The following is a 19880-nucleotide window of genomic DNA, read 5'->3' on the forward strand; positions in this document are numbered from 1 at the left end:
CTACCGGGTCAACCGCGAGCGCGCGGTTGACGTCGCTTCAATGGGGATGCCGTCGGGTATCAGGAAATTCACCACAGGCGGGTGGACGGCCGCTGTGAGGACCACGACGGCGGTGGAACCGTCCGGCGTACCCGTTGCCCCCGCGACGGTAAGGCTGGAGAAACGTTGCGAGGCAGGGCTCCTGGCAACGAAGTCGGCTGCCACGTTCCGGACGCGGGAAGGGTTGAGGACTGCCGAGGGGCTGCCGCCCTGTGTTGAGACTTCCCCCAGCGTGTAGCTGTCCGCAGCAGCAAGCGAGGCCCCGTCCGCCAGGGACAGCAGGCGCTTGTGCTCCAGATAGACGGCGGATATTCCGATGACCACCGTGGCCACCAGGAGCGCCAGGACCACATAGCCGAGGATCATGACCATCAACTGGCCGTTCTCGTCCGGTTCCCTGCGCTTCATCGGTACCGCCCTACCAGCTGGGAGGATGACGCTTGAACCTCTGTGGCGGACAGCCCCTCGGCAAAGGGGATGAACGGCAGCGGCACGCTCAGGCTCACCGTCACTGTTACCGTACTGCCCGCCGCCTGGCAGTCTGCGGGGCTGCAGGCGGTGGTCATGCTGGCCCGGTCCGCCTGGTGACCGAAATCGGAGAGGGCAAGTGCCACCGCCTGCTCGGCTGCAGCCTGGGCGGTTACAGCATCGGGCTGGGCCACGTAGACCTTCGCTGCCTGGTCCGCGGCGCCCACCACGGCGAAGGAGCCTCCCTGGATCTGCCCGACCGTGATGACGAAGTACACAAGCGGGACCATCAACAGGAGTGCAAGGAACGTAAACTCGACCACTGCGCTTCCCTGTTCATGTGTCAGGCGCGGCTGGTTCCCGCTTTTCCGGCAGGCAGGCGCGGACTCCTGGGATGTGTCCCCCGGGCCGGCGTCCCCGGACCGCTCCCGGCAGAGTGCCTCTGCCAGGCGGGTCCGGAAGCGCAGGTGCGCCTTGGAGCCCAGCACCGGATGGCAGCCGGGCATTCCTTGGGAGCAGGGCTTTGTTTTCCAGCCGGGCATTGTTTTCCAGGTGGCTGGGTCAGGGCTGAACGGCTGCATGCCCCTTCACCTCCAGCAGGTCCCGCGGCCCAATGAGGCCAATGACAGGCATGGGAGAGCGGACCGTGACTTCCAGGGTGCGCATGCCGTGGACGTCCACTTCCTGGGTACTGATGTGTTCCGCGAAGCCCGGGTTGAGGGCCAGGATTATGAGGCTGCGGGTCCGTTCTTCGGCGTCGGAGGCATTGCGGTCAGCGAGGGTTCCGTACCGCGCCCCGGAGGCGGCAGCATCGATGAGGGTGTTCCTGACGTGGAGGACCAGCGTTAGCTGGACTATCGCCAGGAAGAACATCGTCAGCAGCCCGCCGACCAGGACGAAGTCCACCACGGCCGATCCCCGCTCGCCTGCCCGGGACAGCGCCGGCTGCTCAGCCGTGCGGGGAGCAGCCCCCCTCATGGTTCAGTTCCCCACCTTGTCCATTGCCTGGTTGAACATGGCCTCAAGTGCAGGGCCTGCGAGCGCCAGCAGGGCCGCCACCAGGACCGCTGACATCAACGTAATCATCACCCAGCCCGGTACGTCGCCGCGCTCGGGATGATCGCTTTCGGCTGCCGGCGCCTCCCGGCGGTGGTCGGAACCGGCGTCGTACTGTGCGGCCTGACGCGGGTGCAGGCGAACAGCCCGGATCATCTGGAGCTGCAGCAAGGCCGCCAGGGAAAGAAGCAGCGTCGCCCAGCGGATTCCCATGGTTTTCATCTTTGCGTCCTATTCCTGTTTCGTTGAGGGGACTTGCAGGTGTTGCTGAAGTGCGGGCTTCGGGTTGTACTCATCGTCAGAAGCCCAGGTTGATGGCCGCGAGACCGGGGAACACCGCGAAGACCACGGTCAGGGGAAGCACTCCGAAAACCAGCGGGACCATCATCGCGATCTCCTTCTTCCCTGCGGCTTCCATGAGGTCGCGCTTCGCTGAATCGCGTACGTCCTGCGCCTGGGCGCGGAGCACGTCTGCGAGGGGTGTGCCCCGTTCCACCGCGACGATGATGCCGTCGACGAACCTGACCAGCGGTGCAAGGTCGGTTCGCGCGGAGAACTCCTGCAAGGCCAGAACCAGGGGCTTGCCTGCCCTTGTCTCCGCGAGGATCTTCGAGAATTCCTTGGACAGTTCGCCTTTCGCACTTCTGCAGACGCGGTCCAGGGCGCCTGTCGCGCTCTCCCCTGCGCCGACCGCCAGGGCCATTAGTTCGGCAAGGCTGGGGAACTCTGCCATCATCCGGGTTTCCCGTCGCCGGACCTGGACGCCGAGCCAGTAATCGCGCAGCACAAAGCCCGCTGCAGCACTGCCAATGATCACCCCGGCCGCGAGGAAAGGGCTGAACCTGCCCGCTGCGGCACCAATGAGGATGACGGTGAGCGAAAAAACGAAACCGGCTGCGGCCCACAGCAACTGCTCGGCTCGGAAGTCGATGGGTGACTTGTTGATTCCAGCCTGGGCAAGCCGCCGCGAGGTGGCCCCTGGCGAGGGGTTGAGTCTTCCCAGTGCGGAGAGCCAGTCGCGGAAGACGGGACGGAGGATCCGTTCAAGGGGGCCGAATGGCGTGAGGTTCTGCTCGCCGGCGCGAAGGAGTCGCGATTCCAGGTTCTGCGACTTCAGTTGGGGCTCAATCCGCTCCGACAGTGTCAGGGGGCGCATCGGAGGGGACCGGAAAATCACGAGCCACAACCCCAGGCCGAGGCCGATTCCACAAGCCACCGCTGCAGGAGAAGAGAGAATCATCGGAGCACCCTTTCGTCCTGCGGCAGCGCCCCGATCTTCAACATGATCGTGTAGCAGACCAAAGAGACCACCAAGCCCCCGAGCAGTACTGCGGCACCCATGGGCGTGTTGTATGCCTGGATTGCCTCGGGCCTTGTCGCGAGGAGGATCATCACGATCCACGGCGCAGCGACGGCGAGCCGTGCGGCGTTGATGGTCCAGGACTGCCTCGCCTCGAGCTCGCTGCGGGTCCGTGCGTTTTCCCGCAGGAATTCAGCCAGTGTGCCCAAGAGCTTCCCGAGGTCGGAGCCGCCTACTTCGCGCGTCAACCGGAGTGCTTCGATGATGCGGTCGGCAACGGGGTCGGCCAGCCGCTGTTTCAGCTTGTTCAGAGAGCCATCGAACTGGCCACCGGCGCGGTAGTCGGCACCGAACTCGCGAAAGAGGGGCCGCAGTTCCTCGGGCCCCTTGTCCCCGAGCTGGATAAGGGCTTCAGGCAGGGGCAGGCCTGCCCGGATTGCAGACCGCAGGTGATCGACGACGTCGGGCCAGAGCTGGCGCAGCATTGCCGTCCGTTTCCTGGCCCGCCAGCGGAGGATGGTGATCGGCAGCCACGCGCCGAAGAGCCCGAAGCAGCCGGCGATAGGCCAGGAGCGGCTAAGCGCGTAAAAGAGCAGTGCCACAAAGATCCCCAGCCCAAGGCACGTCCCCACCAGGCCGCGCGCCGAGACTTTGTCGACCCCGGCGGCCGCGAGCAGGTCGCCCAGGCGGCCTGGCTTACGCTCGCGCTGACCGCGGCTCGGCGTTTCCCAGCACGACCACCAAATGAGGAAGAGGCCAACCCCGGCGACCGCTCCCACCAGAGTGGCCGTCATCGCGGATCCAGCAAAGCGGCGACGTCGTACCCGGCCCTCGAGAATTTCTCCGCCGAAGGCATGGCGTTGGCGCGGGGGTGCAGGGCGCCGTTCTCCAGGCCAAAGACCAGAGATGATTCGATAATGCCGTTCTCCACGCGGCGGCCCAGCGACAGGATCTGCGTGACTTGCCGCCGTCCATCAGGATGCCTGCTGCAGTGCACGACGAGATCGATGCAGGATGCGACAATGGGAACAACGAAAGCACTGGAAATGTTCTCGCCCGCCAATAGCGGGAGCGTGCATATCTTGGTGACTGCATCATGTGCCGAGTTCGCGTGGACAGTACACATTCCCGGCAGGCCCGAGTTCAGGGCAATGAGCATGTCCAGGCTCTCGGCTTCGCGCACCTCCCCCACCACCAGCCTGTCCGGACGCATCCTTAGCGCTTCCTTCACCAGGCGCCGGAGCGGAATTTCCCCCTCGCCTTCGAGATTCGGTTGCCGGCACTGCAGGCCCACCACGTCCCGGAGGGGAAATTGCAGTTCAAAGATCTCTTCGACGGTGATGACACGTTCCCGGCTTCCGATGCTCGCGGCCAGGCAGTTCAGCATGGTGGTTTTACCTGCCTGGGTTGCTCCGGACACGAGGATGTTAAGGCCGCTGGACACCGCCGCGCCGAGAAAGCGTGCTGCTTGCGGCGTCAGCGTGCCCAACTCCACCAGATGTTCCAAGCGGCTGGCCTTCACCACAAACTTGCGAATGTTCACTGCCCAGTGACGGCGGGTGACATCTGGAATCACCACGTGCAGCCTTGAGCCGTCCGGCAGTGCCGCATCGACGAAGGGTGATGACATATCCAGTCTTCGGCCGGAGCTTTTGAGCATGCGCTCTACAAGATCGCGCACCTGCTGTTCCGTGAGGCTCAGCGACGTCAGTTCAGACTCACCATTGCGCGCCACGTAGATTTCGTTGGGTGCATTGAGCCAGATTTCCTCGATGGACGGGTCATCGAGGAGCGGTTGGAGTACACCGAAACCGGCGACGGCGTCGAAGAGGAACCGGCGGGCCGCATCAAGCGGGCCGAGGGGCGGCAGTGGCCCCATCAAAGCCCGTTCGTCATAATCCGTGACGGCTGCTTCAACCAACCGCCGGACCTCGCCTGCCTGCCTGAGCGGGTCGAGTCCGCGGCGGCGGATGAGCTCGCGGACTTCGTCCTCGACAATTCCCAGCGCGTCCATATGTTCCCCCATACAACTGCCGCCCCCGGCGGAGGCAGTGCGACTGGGCTACAGCCTAGGGAGCTTGCCCGGCGGCAACAAGTCATCCTCCGGCTGTGTGGATAACCGAGGAACCTCAAGATTCTCTCCAGTAGGCCTCAGGATTGGATCTGGATGACCACAGGATTCACATAAGTAACACCAGAATCACTGGTTTCGCTGGTAACACCGGTGCTATGGTGAGCGCGTTATTTATCGAAATAGCACTATCAGGTGCCTTCCTGGGGGAAATCACCTGAGCAGTATCCAAAGAGGCGCTTGGGGGAGCGCCTCATTGTCTCCGGAGCACACATGAAGCGGAACCTGTCTCAGTCCCGTCGCCCAGTCCTGAAGTCTTTTGGGCTCGTACTACTTGCCTGCTCCCTTTTAACAGGACCGGGCCTGAGCGGAGTCGCCTTCGCCGTTGATTCCAGCCCGACGCCCGCTCCGTCACCGACGTCCACCGCGGCGCAATCCCAGACCGCGCCTTCGCCGGCACCGGCTTTGCAGGGTGCACCCTCTACAACCCCTCCGGCCGTCCCGACCGCTTCACCTGCAGCTCCCGCCCCTGCGCCGTCTCCCACCGGCACTAACCCGGCAGCGCCCTCCACCACGAAGAAGTTGTCCAGGCAGGAGCTGCTCGCTGCCGGTGGGGCCCAAATGGGACAGCGTTCCTCGCGGGTGGCACGTGATACGGCAATCGCGGCAGGCTCAGGCTTGTCGACGCAGTCTTTGTCCACGGAAGGCACTTGGAACCCAACATTTGGCGTCCTTGGACTGGACGTCAGCAAGTGGCAGCCAAGCGTGGACTGGCAAGGCGAGTGGAACAAGGGCGCGCGGTTTGCCTACGTAAAGGCGTCCGAAGGCACCTACTACACGAACGAATTATTCAACTCCCAATACCAGGGCGCACGGAACGTGGGCATGATTCGCGGTGCCTACCACTTCGCCCACCCGTCATCGACATCTGGCGCTGACCAGGCGCGCTTCTTCGTCAACAACGGAGGGGGCTGGAGCGCGGACGGCTACACACTGCCCCCGGTCCTTGACATTGAATACAACCCTTACGACGGCAACATCTGCTATGACATGACGCCCGCCCAAATGACGGCATGGATTGCGGACTTCGGCTCCACCATGCGGGCGTTGACGGGCCGGCTGCCGGTGATCTACTCAACCACCGATTGGTGGGCAACCTGCACCAACAACTCCGCCGCATTCGGGGACTACCCGTTATGGGTCGCTGCCTATCCGATGACACCGGCGTCATCGCCCGGAATGCTGCCGGCAAGCTGGAGCACCTACAGCATCTGGCAGTACAGCAGCACCGGTCCCTTTGCCGGCGACTCAAATGTATGGAACGGCGACTTCGCAGCACTCCAGCGGTTCGCGGGAAGCAGCGCTCCCACTATCCAGGTCCCGTCGCAGGCCACTCAGCAAATTGCAGCGTATGCAGGGAGCCACCCCTCCCTCGGCAGCCAAACCACCGCTATCACCTGCGGTTTAACCAGTGGCGGTTGCTACCAAGGGTTCCAGGGCGGGACCGTCATGTGGTCCTCAGCCTCCGGGGCTTTCGCTGTTTCGGCCGGACCGGTCACCGGCGCGTGGCAGGCCCTAGGCGCTGAGCGCAGTCCGGCCGGCTATCCGACCAGTGACTTGATCTGCGGACTGAAGAACAACGGCTGTTTCCAGAACTTCCAGGGCGGCAGCATCATGTCTTCCCCTGCCACAGGTGCCGCTTTCGTTCCATTTGGCGCGATCCGGGATGCCTGGGCGGCGCAGGGCTACGAAAACGGGCCATGGGGCTACCCGACGAGCAATGCGACATGCGGGCTGCGGTCGGGCGGATGCTTCCAACTGTTCCAGGCAGGATCGGGGCTGTGGAGTCCTTCCAGCGGCGCCCACCTGGTCAAATCAGGACCGATTCTTGATGCCTGGGCAAAAGACGGGTTTGAGAACGGCCTCCTTGGCTTCCCCAGCACGGATGCGACCTGCACAGCTTCCGACTGCACCCAGCTGTTCACCGGCGGAGTTATTGGATGGACCTCCACAGCTGGAGCCTGGCCCATCTACATGGGCATCGGTGACACCTGGAAGGCAGCGCGCGCAAAGGGCGAACCGATCGGATTCCCCTTGGCCAAGGAAGTGTGCGGACTGCGTGGCGGCGGCTGCTACCAGCTGTTCCAGGGTGGAAGCATCCTGTTCTCCCCCACGTCCGGGGCGTACTCGATGACGGGCCGCATCCTTAACTACTGGGCGCAATCGGGCTTCGAAAACGGCCAGCTGGGCTACCCGACGGGTCCGGCCAGTTGCGGCGCCGTTCAGAGCGAATGCTGGCAGTCCTTTGAAAAGGGCACGGTCGCCTACTCCGCGGCCACACCGATCCAGACCGTCCCGGCCGGACCCATGGCCCAGGCGTGGAAGAACCTCGGCGCCTCAGGAGGGGCCCTCGGTTACCCCTCCTCAGCACAGATCTGCGGCCTCAAGGACGGCGGATGCTTCCAGATGTTCGCCAAGGGTGCCCTCATGTACTCCCCCGCAGCAGGCGCGCAGCCCAGCCTGCTCGGACCCATCCGTGACTTCTGGCAGAAGCAGGGGTTCGAAAACGGCGCCCTTGGCTACCCCGCCTCGAATGTTATTTGCGGGCTGGTCGGTGCCGGGTGCTTCCAGAACTACCTGGGCGGGACAGTGATGTGGTCCAATGCCAGCGCGGCGCACGCCATGTCGTTCGGCCCGGTCCGGGACGCCTGGATAGCTTCCGGTTTTGAGAACGGAATCCTTGGCTACCCAACGAGCGAACAGGTGTGCGGTCTGCGGAACGGCGGCTGCTTCCAGAACTTCGTCAACGGAACCGTGATGTACTCACCTGCCACCGGAGCCCAGACCATGTCATCGGCACCTATCCGCGACAAGTGGGCCACCACAGGCTTTGAGGGCGGATCGCTGGGGTACCCCACCAGCGGCGCTATCTGTGGCCTGCGGAACGGCGGCTGCTTCCAGAACTTCGAGAAGGGAACCATCATGTGGTCCGCCGCGAGCGGCGCCCAGGTGATGATACCGGGGCCCATCCAGCAGAGCTGGGCGGCGCAGGGCTTCGAAAACGGTGCGCTGGCATTCCCTACTAACGGCCAGACCTGTACCGCCGACAAGCTTTCCTGCAGCCAGACCTTCCAGGGAGGCACTGTCAGCTGGACCTCCACGGGCGGGGCGAAAACCCGCCTCAACTGACCCGGCCCGCAAACAGCAGGGGCGGGACCGCTTTCGCGGTCCCGCCCCTGCTGTTTCGTTTGTGGATCAACGGCCGTGTTCCAGCAGCTCGATGAGGTAGGAGCCGTAACCGCTCTTGACGAGAGGCTCCGCCCGCTCACGCAGTTCGTCATCCGTGAGGAATCCCAGACGCCAGGCAATTTCCTCGGGTGCCCCGATCTTGAGCCCCTGCCGGTTCTCAGTGGTCCGGACAAAGTTCGAGGCGTCGTTCAGGTCATTGAAAGTTCCCGTGTCCAGCCATGCGGTCCCCCGCGGAAGAATCTCGACCTGCAGCTTGCCGCGCTCCAGGTAAGTGCGGTTGACGTCAGTGATTTCAAGCTCTCCCCGGGCGGACGGCTTAAGGTTCTTTGCAATATCCACGACGTCGTTATCGTAGAAATAGAGCCCGGGCACCGCATAGTGGCTCTTGGGTTCCGCAGGCTTCTCTTCCAGCGAGACCGCCTTGCCGTTCTCGTCGAACTCCACAACGCCGTAGGCCTTCGGATCGGCCACCCAGTAACCGAACACTGCACCACCGTCAATGTTTTCGAAGCGCCGCAGCTGCGTGCCCATGCCGTGCCCGTAGAAGATGTTGTCGCCCAGGACAAGGGCCACGCTGTCATCACCAATGTGCTCGGCACCGAGCACAAACGCCTGAGCTAGGCCGTCGGGAGACGGCTGCTGCTTGTAGGTGATGGAGACACCAAACCGGGACCCGTCCCCCAGGAGCCGCTCGAACTGCTCGGCGTCGTGGGGGGTGGTGATAATGAGGATGTCCCGGATGCCCGCGAGGATCAAGGTGGAGAGCGGGTAGTAGATCATGGGCTTGTCGTAGACCGGGACCAACTGCTTACTGACGCCCAAGGTGATGGGGTGGAGCCTCGAGCCGGTACCGCCGGCGAGTATTATTCCGCGCATGCACCCATCTTTCCTTTAGCTAAGTGCAGCGGCAAATCCGGTAGTCTTGGGAATTATGCAGCGACTTCTTGTTACCGGCGGTGCCGGCTTCATTGGCTCGAACTTTGTCCACTACGTTATTGAGAACACCGAAGACCATGTCACTGTTCTGGACAAGTTGACCTACGCCGGCAACCTGGCGTCGCTGCAGGGCCTCCCAGCCGACCGCTTCTCATTCGTTCAAGGTGACATTGCCGACCCCGCACTCGTGGACGGGCTCGTTGCCGAAGCAGATGTAGTGGTCCACTACGCAGCAGAATCGCACAACGACAACTCCCTGCACGATCCCCGGCCCTTCCTTGACACCAACATCATCGGGACCTACACCCTCATCGAAGCAGCGCGGAAGCACAACAAGCGCTTCCACCACATTTCCACTGACGAGGTCTACGGCGATCTCGAGCTCGATGATCCCGAACGCTTCACGGAACAGACCCCCTATAACCCGTCCAGCCCGTACTCCTCCACGAAGGCCGGATCCGACCTTCTGGTCCGCGCCTGGGTCCGCTCATTTGGCCTCCAGGCAACCATCAGCAACTGCTCCAACAACTACGGTCCGTACCAGCACGTGGAAAAGTTCATCCCGCGGCAGATCACCAACGTGATTGACGGCATCCGGCCCAAGCTCTACGGCAAGGGGGAAAATGTCCGCGACTGGATCCACGCGAACGACCACTCCTCCGCCGTCCTGGCCATCATTGCCAAGGGGCGCATCGGCGAGACCTACCTGATTGGTGCCGATGGTGAGAAGAACAACAAGGACGTTGTTGAGCTGATCCTGAAGCACATGGGCCAGGCGCCGGACGCCTATGACCACGTCATCGACCGGGCCGGCCACGACCTGCGCTACGCGATCGATTCCACAAAGCTGCGGACCGAGCTCGGCTGGGAACCCCGGTTCTCCAACTTTGATACCGGCATCGAGGACACTATCGCCTGGTACCGGGACAACGAGGACTGGTGGCGCCCACAGAAGGCCGCCACCGAGGCCAAGTACAAGGAACAGGGCCAGTAGGGCATGTCCATCGAGTTCTCCAAAAAGCTCGCCGTCCACGAAACGCCCATTCCCGGCGTCGTTCTCTACGACCTTCCTGTCCACGGCGACAACCGCGGCTGGTTCAAGGAAAACTGGCAACGGGAAAAACTGGTTGCTCTCGGCCTGCCGGACTTCCGGCCCGTCCAGAACAACATCTCCTTCAACGAGAAGGCGGGTACTACCAGGGGGATCCACGCAGAGCCCTGGGACAAGTTCATCTCGGTCGCCACGGGACGGATCTTTGGAGCATGGGTGGATCTGCGCCAAGGGCCTACCTTTGGTGCCGTCTTCACCGCCGAACTCGACCCCAGCCAGGCGATTTTCATTCCGCGGGGCGTCGGCAATGCTTTCCAGACCCTTGAAGACACGACGGCTTACACCTACCTCGTGAATGACCACTGGTCCGCCGACGCCCAGGGCCAGTACACCTTCCTGAACCTGGCGGACGAAACCGTGGCCATCGAATGGCCCATCCCGCTCTCCGAAGCCGAACTGTCCGACAAGGACAAGGCGCACCCCCGCCTCGCGGACGTCGTGCCCATGCCACCGAAGAAGACCCTGGTCATCGGCGCCAACGGCCAGCTGGGTAAGGCACTGCGGAAAAAGTACGACGGCGACACTTCCGTTGAGTTCGCATCGCGCAGTGAGTTCGACCTCGGCAGTCCGGACGCGTTCAAAGACCGCAACTGGAAGAACTACTCCACCGTTATAAATGCGGCGGCCTACACGGCCGTTGACGCGGCGGAGACTTCGGAGGGGCGCGCAGCCGCCTGGGCCACCAACGTGACCGCGTTGACGCAGCTTGCGCGAATTGCCGTTGAGCATGACCTCACCCTGGTGCACGTCTCCTCCGACTACGTGTTCGACGGGGCCAAGGAAGTCCATGCGGAAACTGAAGCGCTCACACCGCTTGGTGTCTACGGTCAGACCAAAGCAGCAGGCGACGCTGTCGTCAGCGTGGTCCCCCGGCACTACATCGTCCGCACGAGTTGGGTCATTGGTGAAGGCAACAACTTTGTCCGTACCATGGCCTCGCTCGCTTCGCGCGGAGTGGAACCTTCCGTGGTGAACGACCAGTACGGCCGCCTCAGTTTCACTGATGACATCGCGGCAGGTATCCGGCATTTGCTGGACACCGGCGCTCCCTACGGCACCTACAACCTGAGCAACGACGGCGACCCGCAGTCGTGGGCGGACATCGCCGCGGACGTGTACGAATTGTCCGGCAAAAGCAGGGCCGCCGTGACGGGCGTGAGCACCAAGGAATACTTCGAGGGGAAGGATGCCGCCCCCCGGCCGCTCAACAGTGTCCTGGACCTCTCCAAGATCAAGGCAGCAGGCTTCGAGGCACCGCCGGCAGGGCTGCGCCTGACCGAGTACGTTAATTCGACCACGAGCGGATTCCCAGCATGACCGAAGCACGCCACGACACCCTCGTCATCATGCCGGCCTGGAACGAGTCGGAAGCAATCGGCAACACCATTGCGGAAGTCCTTGAGTTTGGACCCCCATGCGATGTGCTGGTGGTGGACGACGGCTCCCGTGACAACACCGCCCGGGTGGCACGCGCGGCCGGCGCCACCGTCGTGCAATTGCCGTTCAACATGGGCGTCGGCGGCGCGATGCGGACCGGCTTCAAATATGCCCAGATGCACGGCTACCGGCAAGTCATCCAGGTGGACGCCGATGGCCAGCATGACCCCCGGGACATCAAGGCAGTCCTTGACGGATTGCGCGACGCCGATATCGCCATTGGTGCCCGCTTCGCCGAGGCGGGGAACTACACCGTCCGCGGCCCCCGAAAGTGGGCAATGAACGTCCTGGCGTGGACAATTTCCCGGCTTGCACGGACAAAGCTCACCGACGTGACCTCCGGTTTCCGCGCAGCGAACACCAAAGCCATCCGCCAATACCTGGACCATTACCCCGCCGAGTACCTGGGCGACACGATTGATTCATTGGTCGTGGCGATCCGTTCAGGCTGCACTGTCCGCCAGGTTGGCGTTTCTATGAGGGAGCGTCAGGGAGGCACCCCCAGCCATGACCCGATAAAGGCCGCGATCTACCTCGGCCGCTCAGGGATGGCGCTCTTGTTCGCGCTGACGCGCAAGAAATCCACACCTTCCACCAACTAGGAATCCACATGTCCCTCCTTATGGGCTCCATCGTCGTCGTGGCGATTCTCTTCTTCGTCTTCGAAATGCTGCGACGGCAGAAGTTGCGCGAGAAATACGCTGTTCTCTGGATCGTCATCGGCATCGGCACTCTTCTGCTGGCGGCCTTTCCCGCCCTGCTTGAGCAAGCCAGTGGCCTGCTCGGAATCCAGGTCCCCGCGAACCTTCTCTTCATCACCACCCTCGTCCTCCTTGTCGGGGTATGCCTTCACCTGTCACGCGAGCAGTCGCAGGCCGAGGACGAGGTGCGCATTCTTTGCGAAGAGGTGGCCCTGTTGAAGGTAGAGCTTTCGGCACTGCAGCAGAGCGTCGGGTCACACCCGCGACAGGAAGGAACCACCGGCCCCGCTGCGTAGCAGGAGCATTTCCGCGGGCCTGGCCAGGCGGACCAAACAAAAAAGGGAGCGACCCCGCGGGGCGCTCCCTTTCCTATGCGGCCGGTCAGCCGAAGATGTGCTTTGCCAGCCGTGGGAGGGAGTCCACCTTGCCCATGGCCACAGACTTGACCACCAAGGATGCAGCATTCAGCCGCGAGGTGGTGTGGAAGGACGCAGCGCGGGCAGCGCGGTTCCAGCCAAGTTCCTTGAACCGGGCTGCCTGCCCCTCAAAGAAGCGCCGCTCTTCATCAAAACGGCGTCCGTCCAGGGCACGCACGGAAGAATCTGACGCCGAGTGCCTCCGGTACAGGAAGGACAACGTGGGGTCCACCACAAGGGAGCCGCCTTCGGCCGCTATGTCCAGCAGCAGCGCGAGGTCCTGAACGACGTCCAGGCCGTCGGTGAAGCCGATCCGCACGATGGTCTCCGACCGCCATGCCAACGACGGAAAGTATGCCCAGTCAGCACGTACCAGGCTCGTGGCCATCTGCTCGCCCTTGAGCTCGATCCGCTCACGCGTCTTCGGGGCGTAGGCCTTTTTGACGGCATCAGCCAGGGGGATGCAGGCAATGCCCTTTTCGTCAATGACCTGGACACCCGGCTGGACAACGCTGGCGTGGGGGTAGGTCTCGAACGCATCCACGACGACGTCCAGGTAGTTGGGCAGCATGACATCGTCTGCGCCCATGATGACCACATACGGTGCCTCGACCATGGTCAGCGCCTTGCGGTAGTTGCCGTTGGCGCCCAGGTTTTTCTCGTTCTTGAGGTACGTAACGCGAGGGTCAGTAATCGTCGAGAACCAGCGTTCCGGCTCGGGGTCCGGGTAGCCGTCATCGATCACGATGAGCCGCCAGTCTTCGTTTTCCTGGTTCATCACGCTTCGGGCTGCGAGCTTCATCTGATCGACATCGCCGTAGTAGGGCAGCATTACGTCAACGGTCATGGACCTGGGATTCCTTCCGTGGGCTCCGCTCGAAGAACTCGGCGGCTTCCCCACGATTATAGTTGACCGGCCCCTGTCGGGCCTGTCAGGCACGGCTTGCTAGACTGCTTGGGGTCCTGCCCGCCCCGCTGGCACCGCCCGGAGTGAGGAGAATTACTTTTGGAGCCCACAACCACACGGCCGCGCATCAGTGTGTGCATGGCTGCCTACAACGGCGCCCGCCACATCAGCGAGCAAATCGATTCGATCCTTCCCGAACTTGGCCCCCACGACGAAGTCGTGGTCGTCAACGACTGTTCCACGGACAACACTGCTGCCATCGTCGCCGCCGTTCCGGATGGCCGGATCCGGCTGATCAATGCCGAACAAAACCGCGGCTACGTTTCAACATTTGAAAGAGCCCTTGGGGAGGCGCGGGGAGAGTTCGTTTTCCTTTCGGACCAGGACGACGTGTGGCTCCCGGGCCGGGTGGAACGCATGATCTCGGCCTTGGACGGCAAGGACATGGTGGTGAGCAACTGCCGGCACTTCGACGGAGCGCCCGGCTCATTCCATGAAATCCGTCTCAGGGCCAAGGATTCCACCCACCACCTGCGGAACCTCCTGGGCATCGTGGTCGGTTACCGGCTCCACTGGGGTTGCGCGATGGCCGTCCGGCGGAACCTTTTGGCGCAGGCACTGCCATTCCCCCACTACATGAACGAATCCCACGACCAGTGGCTTGCCACTGTGGGCAACGTCAACCGTTCCATCGTCTACATGGAAGAAGACACCATCCTGCACAGACTTCACGGCGAGAACCTGACGCCCCACGGTATCCGCTCAGCCTCAAAAATAATCCGTGCACGGATCGCCTTCCTGCGCAACGTCTACATTGCAGTACGGCGCTCCCGGCAGGCGAGGCAGGCGTGATGGTCCAGCCCGGCCCGAACCCGACCAGTCCCCACCCCGACGTGTGCGGAGTCGTATCGGCCTATAACCCCGGTGATGAAAATGTTGCCAACGTAAAGTGGCTGTTGCGCTTCGTCGCCCACGTCGTGGTTGTCGACGACGGCTCCCGCGACGATGTATCGCAGGCACTGGCAGAGATGGAGCAGGCAGGTGCCGTCGTTCTGCGCCTCGGCACCAACTCCGGCATCGCCAGGGCCCTGAACACGGGAATCAAGGAAGCACTCGAGCGCTGGAACCCGGAGTGGATTGTCACCATGGACCAGGACTCCAGGTTCACTGGAGACTACATCGGTGCCGCTCTCGCCACTGTTGCAGCATCCAGTGACCCGCACAGCGTAGGCATGGTGTGCGCGGAGTCGCACAACCACATCCCCCTGCCGGTATGGGGCAGTCAGGATGAGCCCCAGATCTTCGACCCCATGACCAGCGGCACGTTGGTGCGTGCACGCACGTTCGATGCAGTTGGCCTCTTCGACGAAGGGTTCTTCATCGATTGCGTGGATTCCGAGTTCAATGCCCGGCTCCGGGAGCACGGACTTCGTGCACTGGCAGGACGGGGCTGCAATCTCGAGCACAGCCTGGGCAGTGCACGGCCAATGAAGATTCTCGGCTGGCATGCGCACATCGGAGCCAAAAAGCTCTACATCTACTACCACGCGCCGTTCCGGGTCTACTACATCACCCGGAACTCGCTGACACTCGCACGCCGTTATGCGCTGAAACAACCGGCCTGGGTGCTGCGCCGAATCTACATGGAAATCCAAAGCAACATTGTGCGCTTCGGATTTGGTCCCAACCGGCGCAAACACGCGGTTGCCGCTGCAGCCGGCATCCGGGACGCCGTTCGTCAGCGGATGGGCAAAATAGACGACGACCTCGCAGCCCGCCTGCGCTAGGCGCCGGCTCCCCCATTCCCCTGCACTGCCCGGTCAACATCGAAAGAAAACTCATGACCACCACCTCAGGATCAATCTTCGTCCTCTATCATCGTGGCTTGCGCACCGGAGGGCCCGAAGCCCTCCACCAGCTCGTCGATATGCTGCGTGAGCTTGGGCAGGACGCCTATCTGGTCCCGCACCCGCACACCGCAGGCAACGACCGCGTTGAGCAGTACGGGATTTACGACGCCCCGGAAGCACCTGAAATCATCGATTCCGCCGAAAACGTTGTGGTCTATCCGGAGACCTACGTCCACGAGATGTCCCACATCAAGCAGGCCCGCCGCATGTGCTGGTGGCTCAGCATCGACAACTCGCTGACTTTCATGGCCGAGCGCATGTGGTACCGGAATACGGCCGGCCTGTTTGAAAAGGCAAAGGAAGCAGCCGTCCCCTTCGCCCGGATGTGGAAGAACGGCGTGACGCCGGCAAAACTGCGCACGGACAAGGACGTCATCCACCTCGTGCAGTCCTCTTATGCATGGGCCTTCGTTGCCACCAGGTTGGACGTCGTGCCATCCCTGGTCTCCGACTACACCCCCACCGGGGAGTTCCAGGCCGCCGCCACCGCCAAGCGCAACCGCCAGCTGGTCACCTACAACCCCGCCAAAGGCGGACACATTATCGATGCGGTGAAGGCGGCGAGCCCATCCACCATTGAGTGGCAGCCAATCGTCGGGATGACCCGTGCCGAGGTTGTTGCGACCATGCAGCAGTGCGGCGTTTATTTGGATCTGGGGCACCACCCCGGTAAAGACCGCATGCCTCGGGAGGCAACACTTTCCGGCGCCCTGACCATCGTGGCCCGGCGCGGATCCGGCGCCTTCTACGCTGACGTTCCCATTCCCTGGGAACACAAGATCACGCCGGGAGATACCGAGGTTGCCACTGCTGCAGCCATGCTTCCGCAGCTCATCGCCAACTTCGAGCAGGAAGTGGCGAAACAAGGCAGCTACCGCGACACCATCCTCAACGAACGTTCCCGGTTCAAGCGGGAGGTTGAGGACGTCTTCGTCAACGGCCGCCTGGGCAAGGACGCCTATGACTATGTGTAGTCGACGCACCGCGGCCGGGACCACGGCATGATCAAAAGGATCGCGGCTTTCGCCGGATTGCCGCTGCTCGCCTCTCTTGCGTCATTCATCCTTTTGCCCATCATCGCCAGAGTGGGTGGGGCGCCGGCTTGGAATTCCCTCGCCGTAGGCCAGGCTGTAGGGGCAATCGCCGCGATCGTCATAGGTCTGGGGTGGCCGCTGACAGGTCCTGCCGCCGTCGCCTCAGAAAGCGATGCCGTAACCCGGCGCCGGCTTTACGCCACCAGTTTCGTCACCCGCGCATTTGTCTTCGTCTGCGCCCTCCCCCTTATGGCAGCCGCCCTCTCGATCACGGGAGCCAAAGAACAGTTCTGGGTTGCTTTCCTGATGGCCTGCGCCCAGGCGGCGGCAGGACTAACCCCGGCCTGGTACTGCATTGCCACCGGGCACGCTGGCAGGATCGCAAAATACGACGTCGTTCCCCGTATGGTGGCGACTCTGGGCGTCATCCCACTTCTGTTCGCGACAGGTCAGATCTTCCTCTACCCACTGGCGCTTCTGCTGCTGGGCCTCGCGGGAACCATGTGGTTCAACAAGGATCATTCCCAACGGACCGACTTCGAGGGGCTGACGCCCCGCGCAGTGGTCCGCGAGATCTGGGCACTGAGGGGCGGTGCCGGCGTGACGGTCGCCGCAGGAGCGTACGCGTCCACCCCCGTCCTTGTGGTGCAGTTCGCCGCTTCTGCCTCCGGCCTGGCTGCGTTTGTGTCAGCGGAGAAGCTGTACCGCATCGGACAGCTCGCGACGGCCGCGCTGGGAAACAGCCTCCAGGGGTGGGTCAACGAGTTCGGCTCAAACCATGCCGAGCGGCGAAAGTTCTCCCTTCTGGCATTGTCAGTCCTGGGAGCAGCCGGCTGGCTGATCCTTGCTGTTCTCGGCCCATGGGTCAGCACCCTCCTTTTCGGTTCAGAGTTGGCCGCTGACTTCTGGACCTGTTTCTGGTTCGGTCTGTCGTTCCTCCTCGTCTGTGTCACAACGTCCACCGGTGCCCACTGGCTGGTGCCCGCGAAACAGATGCGCACCGTCTTCTCCAGCACCATCGCAGGAGCCATCGTTGGGCTCCCGGCCATGGTCATCCTGGCGCACCTGATGGGCGGCCCGGGCGGCGCGCTGGGTCTGGTAGTAGGCGAAGTTGCGGTAACCGTCATACAGCTGCGCGCCATCATCCGTCTGCTGCGGGAACCGTCGCCGCAGGACAGGACTGAGGAAATTCCGTCGTGAACTGGTTGACCATTCTTCCGGCCTCGGCGGTCGCAATCCTGCTCCTGTACGTCCCCGGGGCCGCCATCGCGTCGTGCCTCAAGTTCCGGTTGGGCGGGGTTCTCGGCATCGCGCCCCTGCTATCAACTGCAGCCGCCGGACTTGCCGGGGTCATCGGCGGGTTCCTCCATCTGCCCTGGAGCGTCCTGCCGTATCTCCTCGTCAGCGCCCTCCTGGCAGCCGGAGCGTTGCTCCTGACGCGGCGCATTCCGTGGCGCCTGGCTGCCCCCGCCTGGAGGCAATCCCTGCCCCTCGCGGCCTTGGCACTCGCAACGCTGCCCATGACCTGGCGGTTCATCCAGCTGGTGGGGTCACCGGACCACCCGTCGCAGGTCTTCGATAACGTCTTCCACCTCAATGCAATCCGCTTCATCATCGACAGCGGAAACGCCTCATCCCTGACGCTGGCGTCGATACAGGGAGTGCAGGGCCTGGACGCGGTCTATCCCGCGGCGTGGCATTCTTTTGCTGCCCTCCTGGTGCAGCTGGCTTCAGTGGATATCCCTACCGCCGAGAACGTCCTGAACCTGGTCATCGTCGTGCTCCTCTGGCCCGCGTCCTGCCTGTTCCTCGTCACGAAGACCATCTCGCGCAGGCCGACGGCCCTCATCATCACCGCGGTGGTCGCCGGCACACAGGTCGCCTTCCCCTTCCTCATGATTGTCTGGGGCCCTTTGTTCCCGTACGCCATGGCCCTCAGCATGATGCCGGTAGTGATAGTCGAACTCGCAGCGCTGGTCCGCATCGGGCGGACGCGGACGGAACCACTGCCCAGCTGGGCAGCGGCACTGGTGTTGTCGCTGGCAGGCCTCGCATTTGCCCACACGAGCTCCATCAACATCACGGTGGCGCTTGGCCTTCCGATCCTCGCCATGTTGTGGTGGCGGATCATGCCGCGCCGGGAGATGTGGCGGGTGAACCCCGCCGGCGCGTGGCTGTTCCTTGGCGGGACCGTGGTGATCCCCGCCGTCGCCGCGGTCCTGTGGTTGAAGCTGCGTCCTGCCCCGTACGACAACTGGGGACCAACCGTGAAGCCGGGCGCCGCCGTCGGGGAAATACTCACAGCCAGCACGATGCAATCAGCCATACCGGCAGTAGTGGTCTCCATCCTGTCGGTCTACGGTCTCCTCACCACCTTCAAAGTGGGGAAGTGGCGCTGGATGGCTGCGTGCTACGCCGTACTCGGCGGGCTCTATGTCGTTGCGGCGTCGTTCCCTAAAGGCAGCATCCGGGACCTCCTGATCGGCACCTGGTACCAGGACACCTACCGCCTCGCTGCACTCCTGCCCCTGCTGGTGACCCCACTTGCCGTCATCGGAGGTCTGCGCCTGTGGGACTCAGCCCGCCGCTCCCGCCACGGTGCGCGGACGTGGCAGGTGTGGGAAGCTTCCATCGACCGGACAGGCGCGAACGGGAAAACTGTGCTGTCCACGGCCGTTGTGGTGGTCTTCGCCCTCCTCGCTTCGTTCGCAGGCCCGCTGAGCCACTACATCAATGGCGCCTCCTCCGTATACCGCTTCGACGCACAATCGGAGCTCCTCACACCCGATGAGCTGGCGTTGATACAGCGGCTCCCTAGTCACGTCCCTTCCGATGCAGTCATAGCTGACAATCCGTGGAACGGGAGTTCACTCGCTTATGCCTACACCGGCCGCCGCGTCCTGACCACTCACCTGTTTTCAACAGACGACCCTGATACGGAACTGATTAATCAAAAGCTCGGAGACGCCGCGGGCAACCCCGCCGTCTGCGCCGCCCTGCGCAATAAAAACGTGCAGTACGTCCTGGACTTCGGGCCCCGTTACCTGATCGACCTGCCAGGGTCCGAAAAGTACCCGGCGTTGACCAACCTTGCGCCGGGAAACGGAGTGACCCTGGTGGATTCGCAAGGCCCGGACGCACGGCTATACCGGATTTCCAGTTGTGGATGAGCGTGGCCTGCACCGGTCCGGCGCCGCCCGTGTCCCATACTTGCAGTGCTGGACCACTAGGCTGGATAGGTGATT

At 63.1% G+C, this 19880-nt stretch carries 19 protein-coding genes; 10 read left to right on the plus strand and 9 right to left on the minus strand.

Annotation, left to right across the window (positions count from 1 at the left end):
- From AB0280_RS07690 to AB0280_RS07720, 7 genes are all read right to left on the minus strand, one after another.
- Positions 1-447, minus strand: a complete 447-nt coding sequence (locus AB0280_RS07690) for a pilus assembly protein TadG-related protein (protein WP_159631591.1) — start codon at positions 445-447, stop codon at positions 1-3.
- Positions 444-1013, minus strand: coding sequence for a hypothetical protein (locus tag AB0280_RS07695; protein WP_374114913.1), 570 nt, complete (start codon positions 1011-1013; stop codon positions 444-446). Before AB0280_RS07695 ends, AB0280_RS07690 begins: the two co-directional genes overlap by 4 nt.
- A gap of 55 nt (positions 1014-1068) precedes the next feature.
- Complete coding sequence (locus tag AB0280_RS07700) at positions 1069-1485, minus strand: TadE family protein (protein WP_366366742.1); 417 nt, start codon at positions 1483-1485, stop codon at positions 1069-1071.
- A gap of 3 nt (positions 1486-1488) precedes the next feature.
- Positions 1489-1785: a hypothetical protein gene (locus AB0280_RS07705; protein ID WP_159631588.1), complete on the minus strand. Its 297-nt coding sequence runs from the start codon at positions 1783-1785 to the stop codon at positions 1489-1491.
- 76 nt (positions 1786-1861) lie between these two features.
- Positions 1862-2803: a type II secretion system F family protein gene (locus AB0280_RS07710; RefSeq protein ID WP_224026504.1), complete on the minus strand. Its 942-nt coding sequence runs from the start codon at positions 2801-2803 to the stop codon at positions 1862-1864.
- A complete protein-coding gene (locus tag AB0280_RS07715; RefSeq protein ID WP_366366743.1) occupies positions 2800-3657 on the minus strand; it encodes a type II secretion system F family protein in 858 nt (285 codons plus the stop codon). The genes AB0280_RS07710 and AB0280_RS07715 overlap by 4 nt, the downstream gene beginning before the upstream one ends.
- Positions 3654-4877 (minus strand): CpaF family protein, encoded by a 1224-nt coding sequence (locus tag AB0280_RS07720; protein ID WP_366366745.1) that lies wholly within the window; start codon positions 4875-4877, stop codon positions 3654-3656. Before AB0280_RS07720 ends, AB0280_RS07715 begins: the two co-directional genes overlap by 4 nt.
- A gap of 735 nt (positions 4878-5612) precedes the next feature.
- Between AB0280_RS07720 and AB0280_RS07725 the strand changes: the two genes are divergently transcribed.
- Positions 5613-8123 carry a GH25 family lysozyme gene (locus AB0280_RS07725; protein WP_308209012.1) on the plus strand — a complete coding sequence of 837 codons (2511 nt, stop codon included), beginning with the start codon at positions 5613-5615 and terminating at the stop codon, positions 8121-8123.
- Positions 8124-8189: 66 nt separating this feature from the next.
- Here AB0280_RS07725 and rfbA read toward each other — a convergent pair whose 3' ends face one another.
- Positions 8190-9059, minus strand: coding sequence for a glucose-1-phosphate thymidylyltransferase RfbA (gene rfbA, locus AB0280_RS07730; protein WP_159631583.1), 870 nt, complete (start codon positions 9057-9059; stop codon positions 8190-8192).
- A 55-nt stretch (positions 9060-9114) separates the two neighbouring features.
- On the opposite strand from rfbA, the gene rfbB reads away from it, so the two are divergent.
- From rfbB to AB0280_RS07750, 4 genes are read left to right on the plus strand one after another with little or no spacing between them, the layout of a single operon-like run.
- Positions 9115-10113: a dTDP-glucose 4,6-dehydratase gene (gene rfbB, locus AB0280_RS07735; RefSeq protein ID WP_159631582.1), complete on the plus strand. Its 999-nt coding sequence runs from the start codon at positions 9115-9117 to the stop codon at positions 10111-10113.
- A 3-nt stretch (positions 10114-10116) separates the two neighbouring features.
- The gene (locus tag AB0280_RS07740; RefSeq protein ID WP_366366746.1) at positions 10117-11547 is read left to right on the plus strand and encodes a bifunctional dTDP-4-dehydrorhamnose 3,5-epimerase family protein/NAD(P)-dependent oxidoreductase; all 1431 of its coding nucleotides are present in this window, start codon (positions 10117-10119) and stop codon (positions 11545-11547) included.
- Positions 11544-12269 (plus strand): glycosyltransferase family 2 protein, encoded by a 726-nt coding sequence (locus AB0280_RS07745; RefSeq protein WP_159631580.1) that lies wholly within the window; start codon positions 11544-11546, stop codon positions 12267-12269. Before AB0280_RS07740 ends, AB0280_RS07745 begins: the two co-directional genes overlap by 4 nt.
- A gap of 8 nt (positions 12270-12277) precedes the next feature.
- On the plus strand, positions 12278-12664 hold the full coding sequence (locus tag AB0280_RS07750) for a DUF2304 domain-containing protein (RefSeq protein WP_159631579.1): 387 nt from the start codon (positions 12278-12280) through the stop codon (positions 12662-12664).
- Positions 12665-12749: 85 nt separating this feature from the next.
- Here the strand turns inward: AB0280_RS07750 and AB0280_RS07755 are convergent, their stop codons facing one another.
- Positions 12750-13631 carry a glycosyltransferase family 2 protein gene (locus AB0280_RS07755; RefSeq protein WP_159631578.1) on the minus strand — a complete coding sequence of 294 codons (882 nt, stop codon included), beginning with the start codon at positions 13629-13631 and terminating at the stop codon, positions 12750-12752.
- Between the two features lie 192 nt (positions 13632-13823).
- Between AB0280_RS07755 and AB0280_RS07760 the strand changes: the two genes are divergently transcribed.
- The 5 genes from AB0280_RS07760 (at position 13824) to AB0280_RS07780 (ending at position 19805) form a co-directional block, all read left to right on the plus strand.
- Entirely contained in the window at positions 13824-14543 is a 720-nt protein-coding gene (locus tag AB0280_RS07760; RefSeq protein WP_224027177.1) for a glycosyltransferase, read from the plus strand.
- Positions 14544-14647: 104 nt separating this feature from the next.
- Positions 14648-15478, plus strand: a complete 831-nt coding sequence (locus tag AB0280_RS07765) for a glycosyltransferase (RefSeq protein ID WP_364397659.1) — start codon at positions 14648-14650, stop codon at positions 15476-15478.
- A 53-nt stretch (positions 15479-15531) separates the two neighbouring features.
- Positions 15532-16575, plus strand: a complete 1044-nt coding sequence (locus tag AB0280_RS07770) for a hypothetical protein (RefSeq protein ID WP_366366749.1) — start codon at positions 15532-15534, stop codon at positions 16573-16575.
- Between the two features lie 27 nt (positions 16576-16602).
- A complete protein-coding gene (locus tag AB0280_RS07775; protein WP_224026509.1) occupies positions 16603-17835 on the plus strand; it encodes a lipopolysaccharide biosynthesis protein in 1233 nt (410 codons plus the stop codon).
- Positions 17832-19805 (plus strand): DUF6541 family protein, encoded by a 1974-nt coding sequence (locus tag AB0280_RS07780; RefSeq protein ID WP_366366750.1) that lies wholly within the window; start codon positions 17832-17834, stop codon positions 19803-19805. Before AB0280_RS07775 ends, AB0280_RS07780 begins: the two co-directional genes overlap by 4 nt.
- Positions 19806-19880: the final 75 nt, after the last annotated feature.

The organism is Pseudarthrobacter sp. 902506025, assembly GCF_040702325.1.
GTDB lineage: Bacteria > Actinomycetota > Actinomycetes > Actinomycetales > Micrococcaceae > Arthrobacter.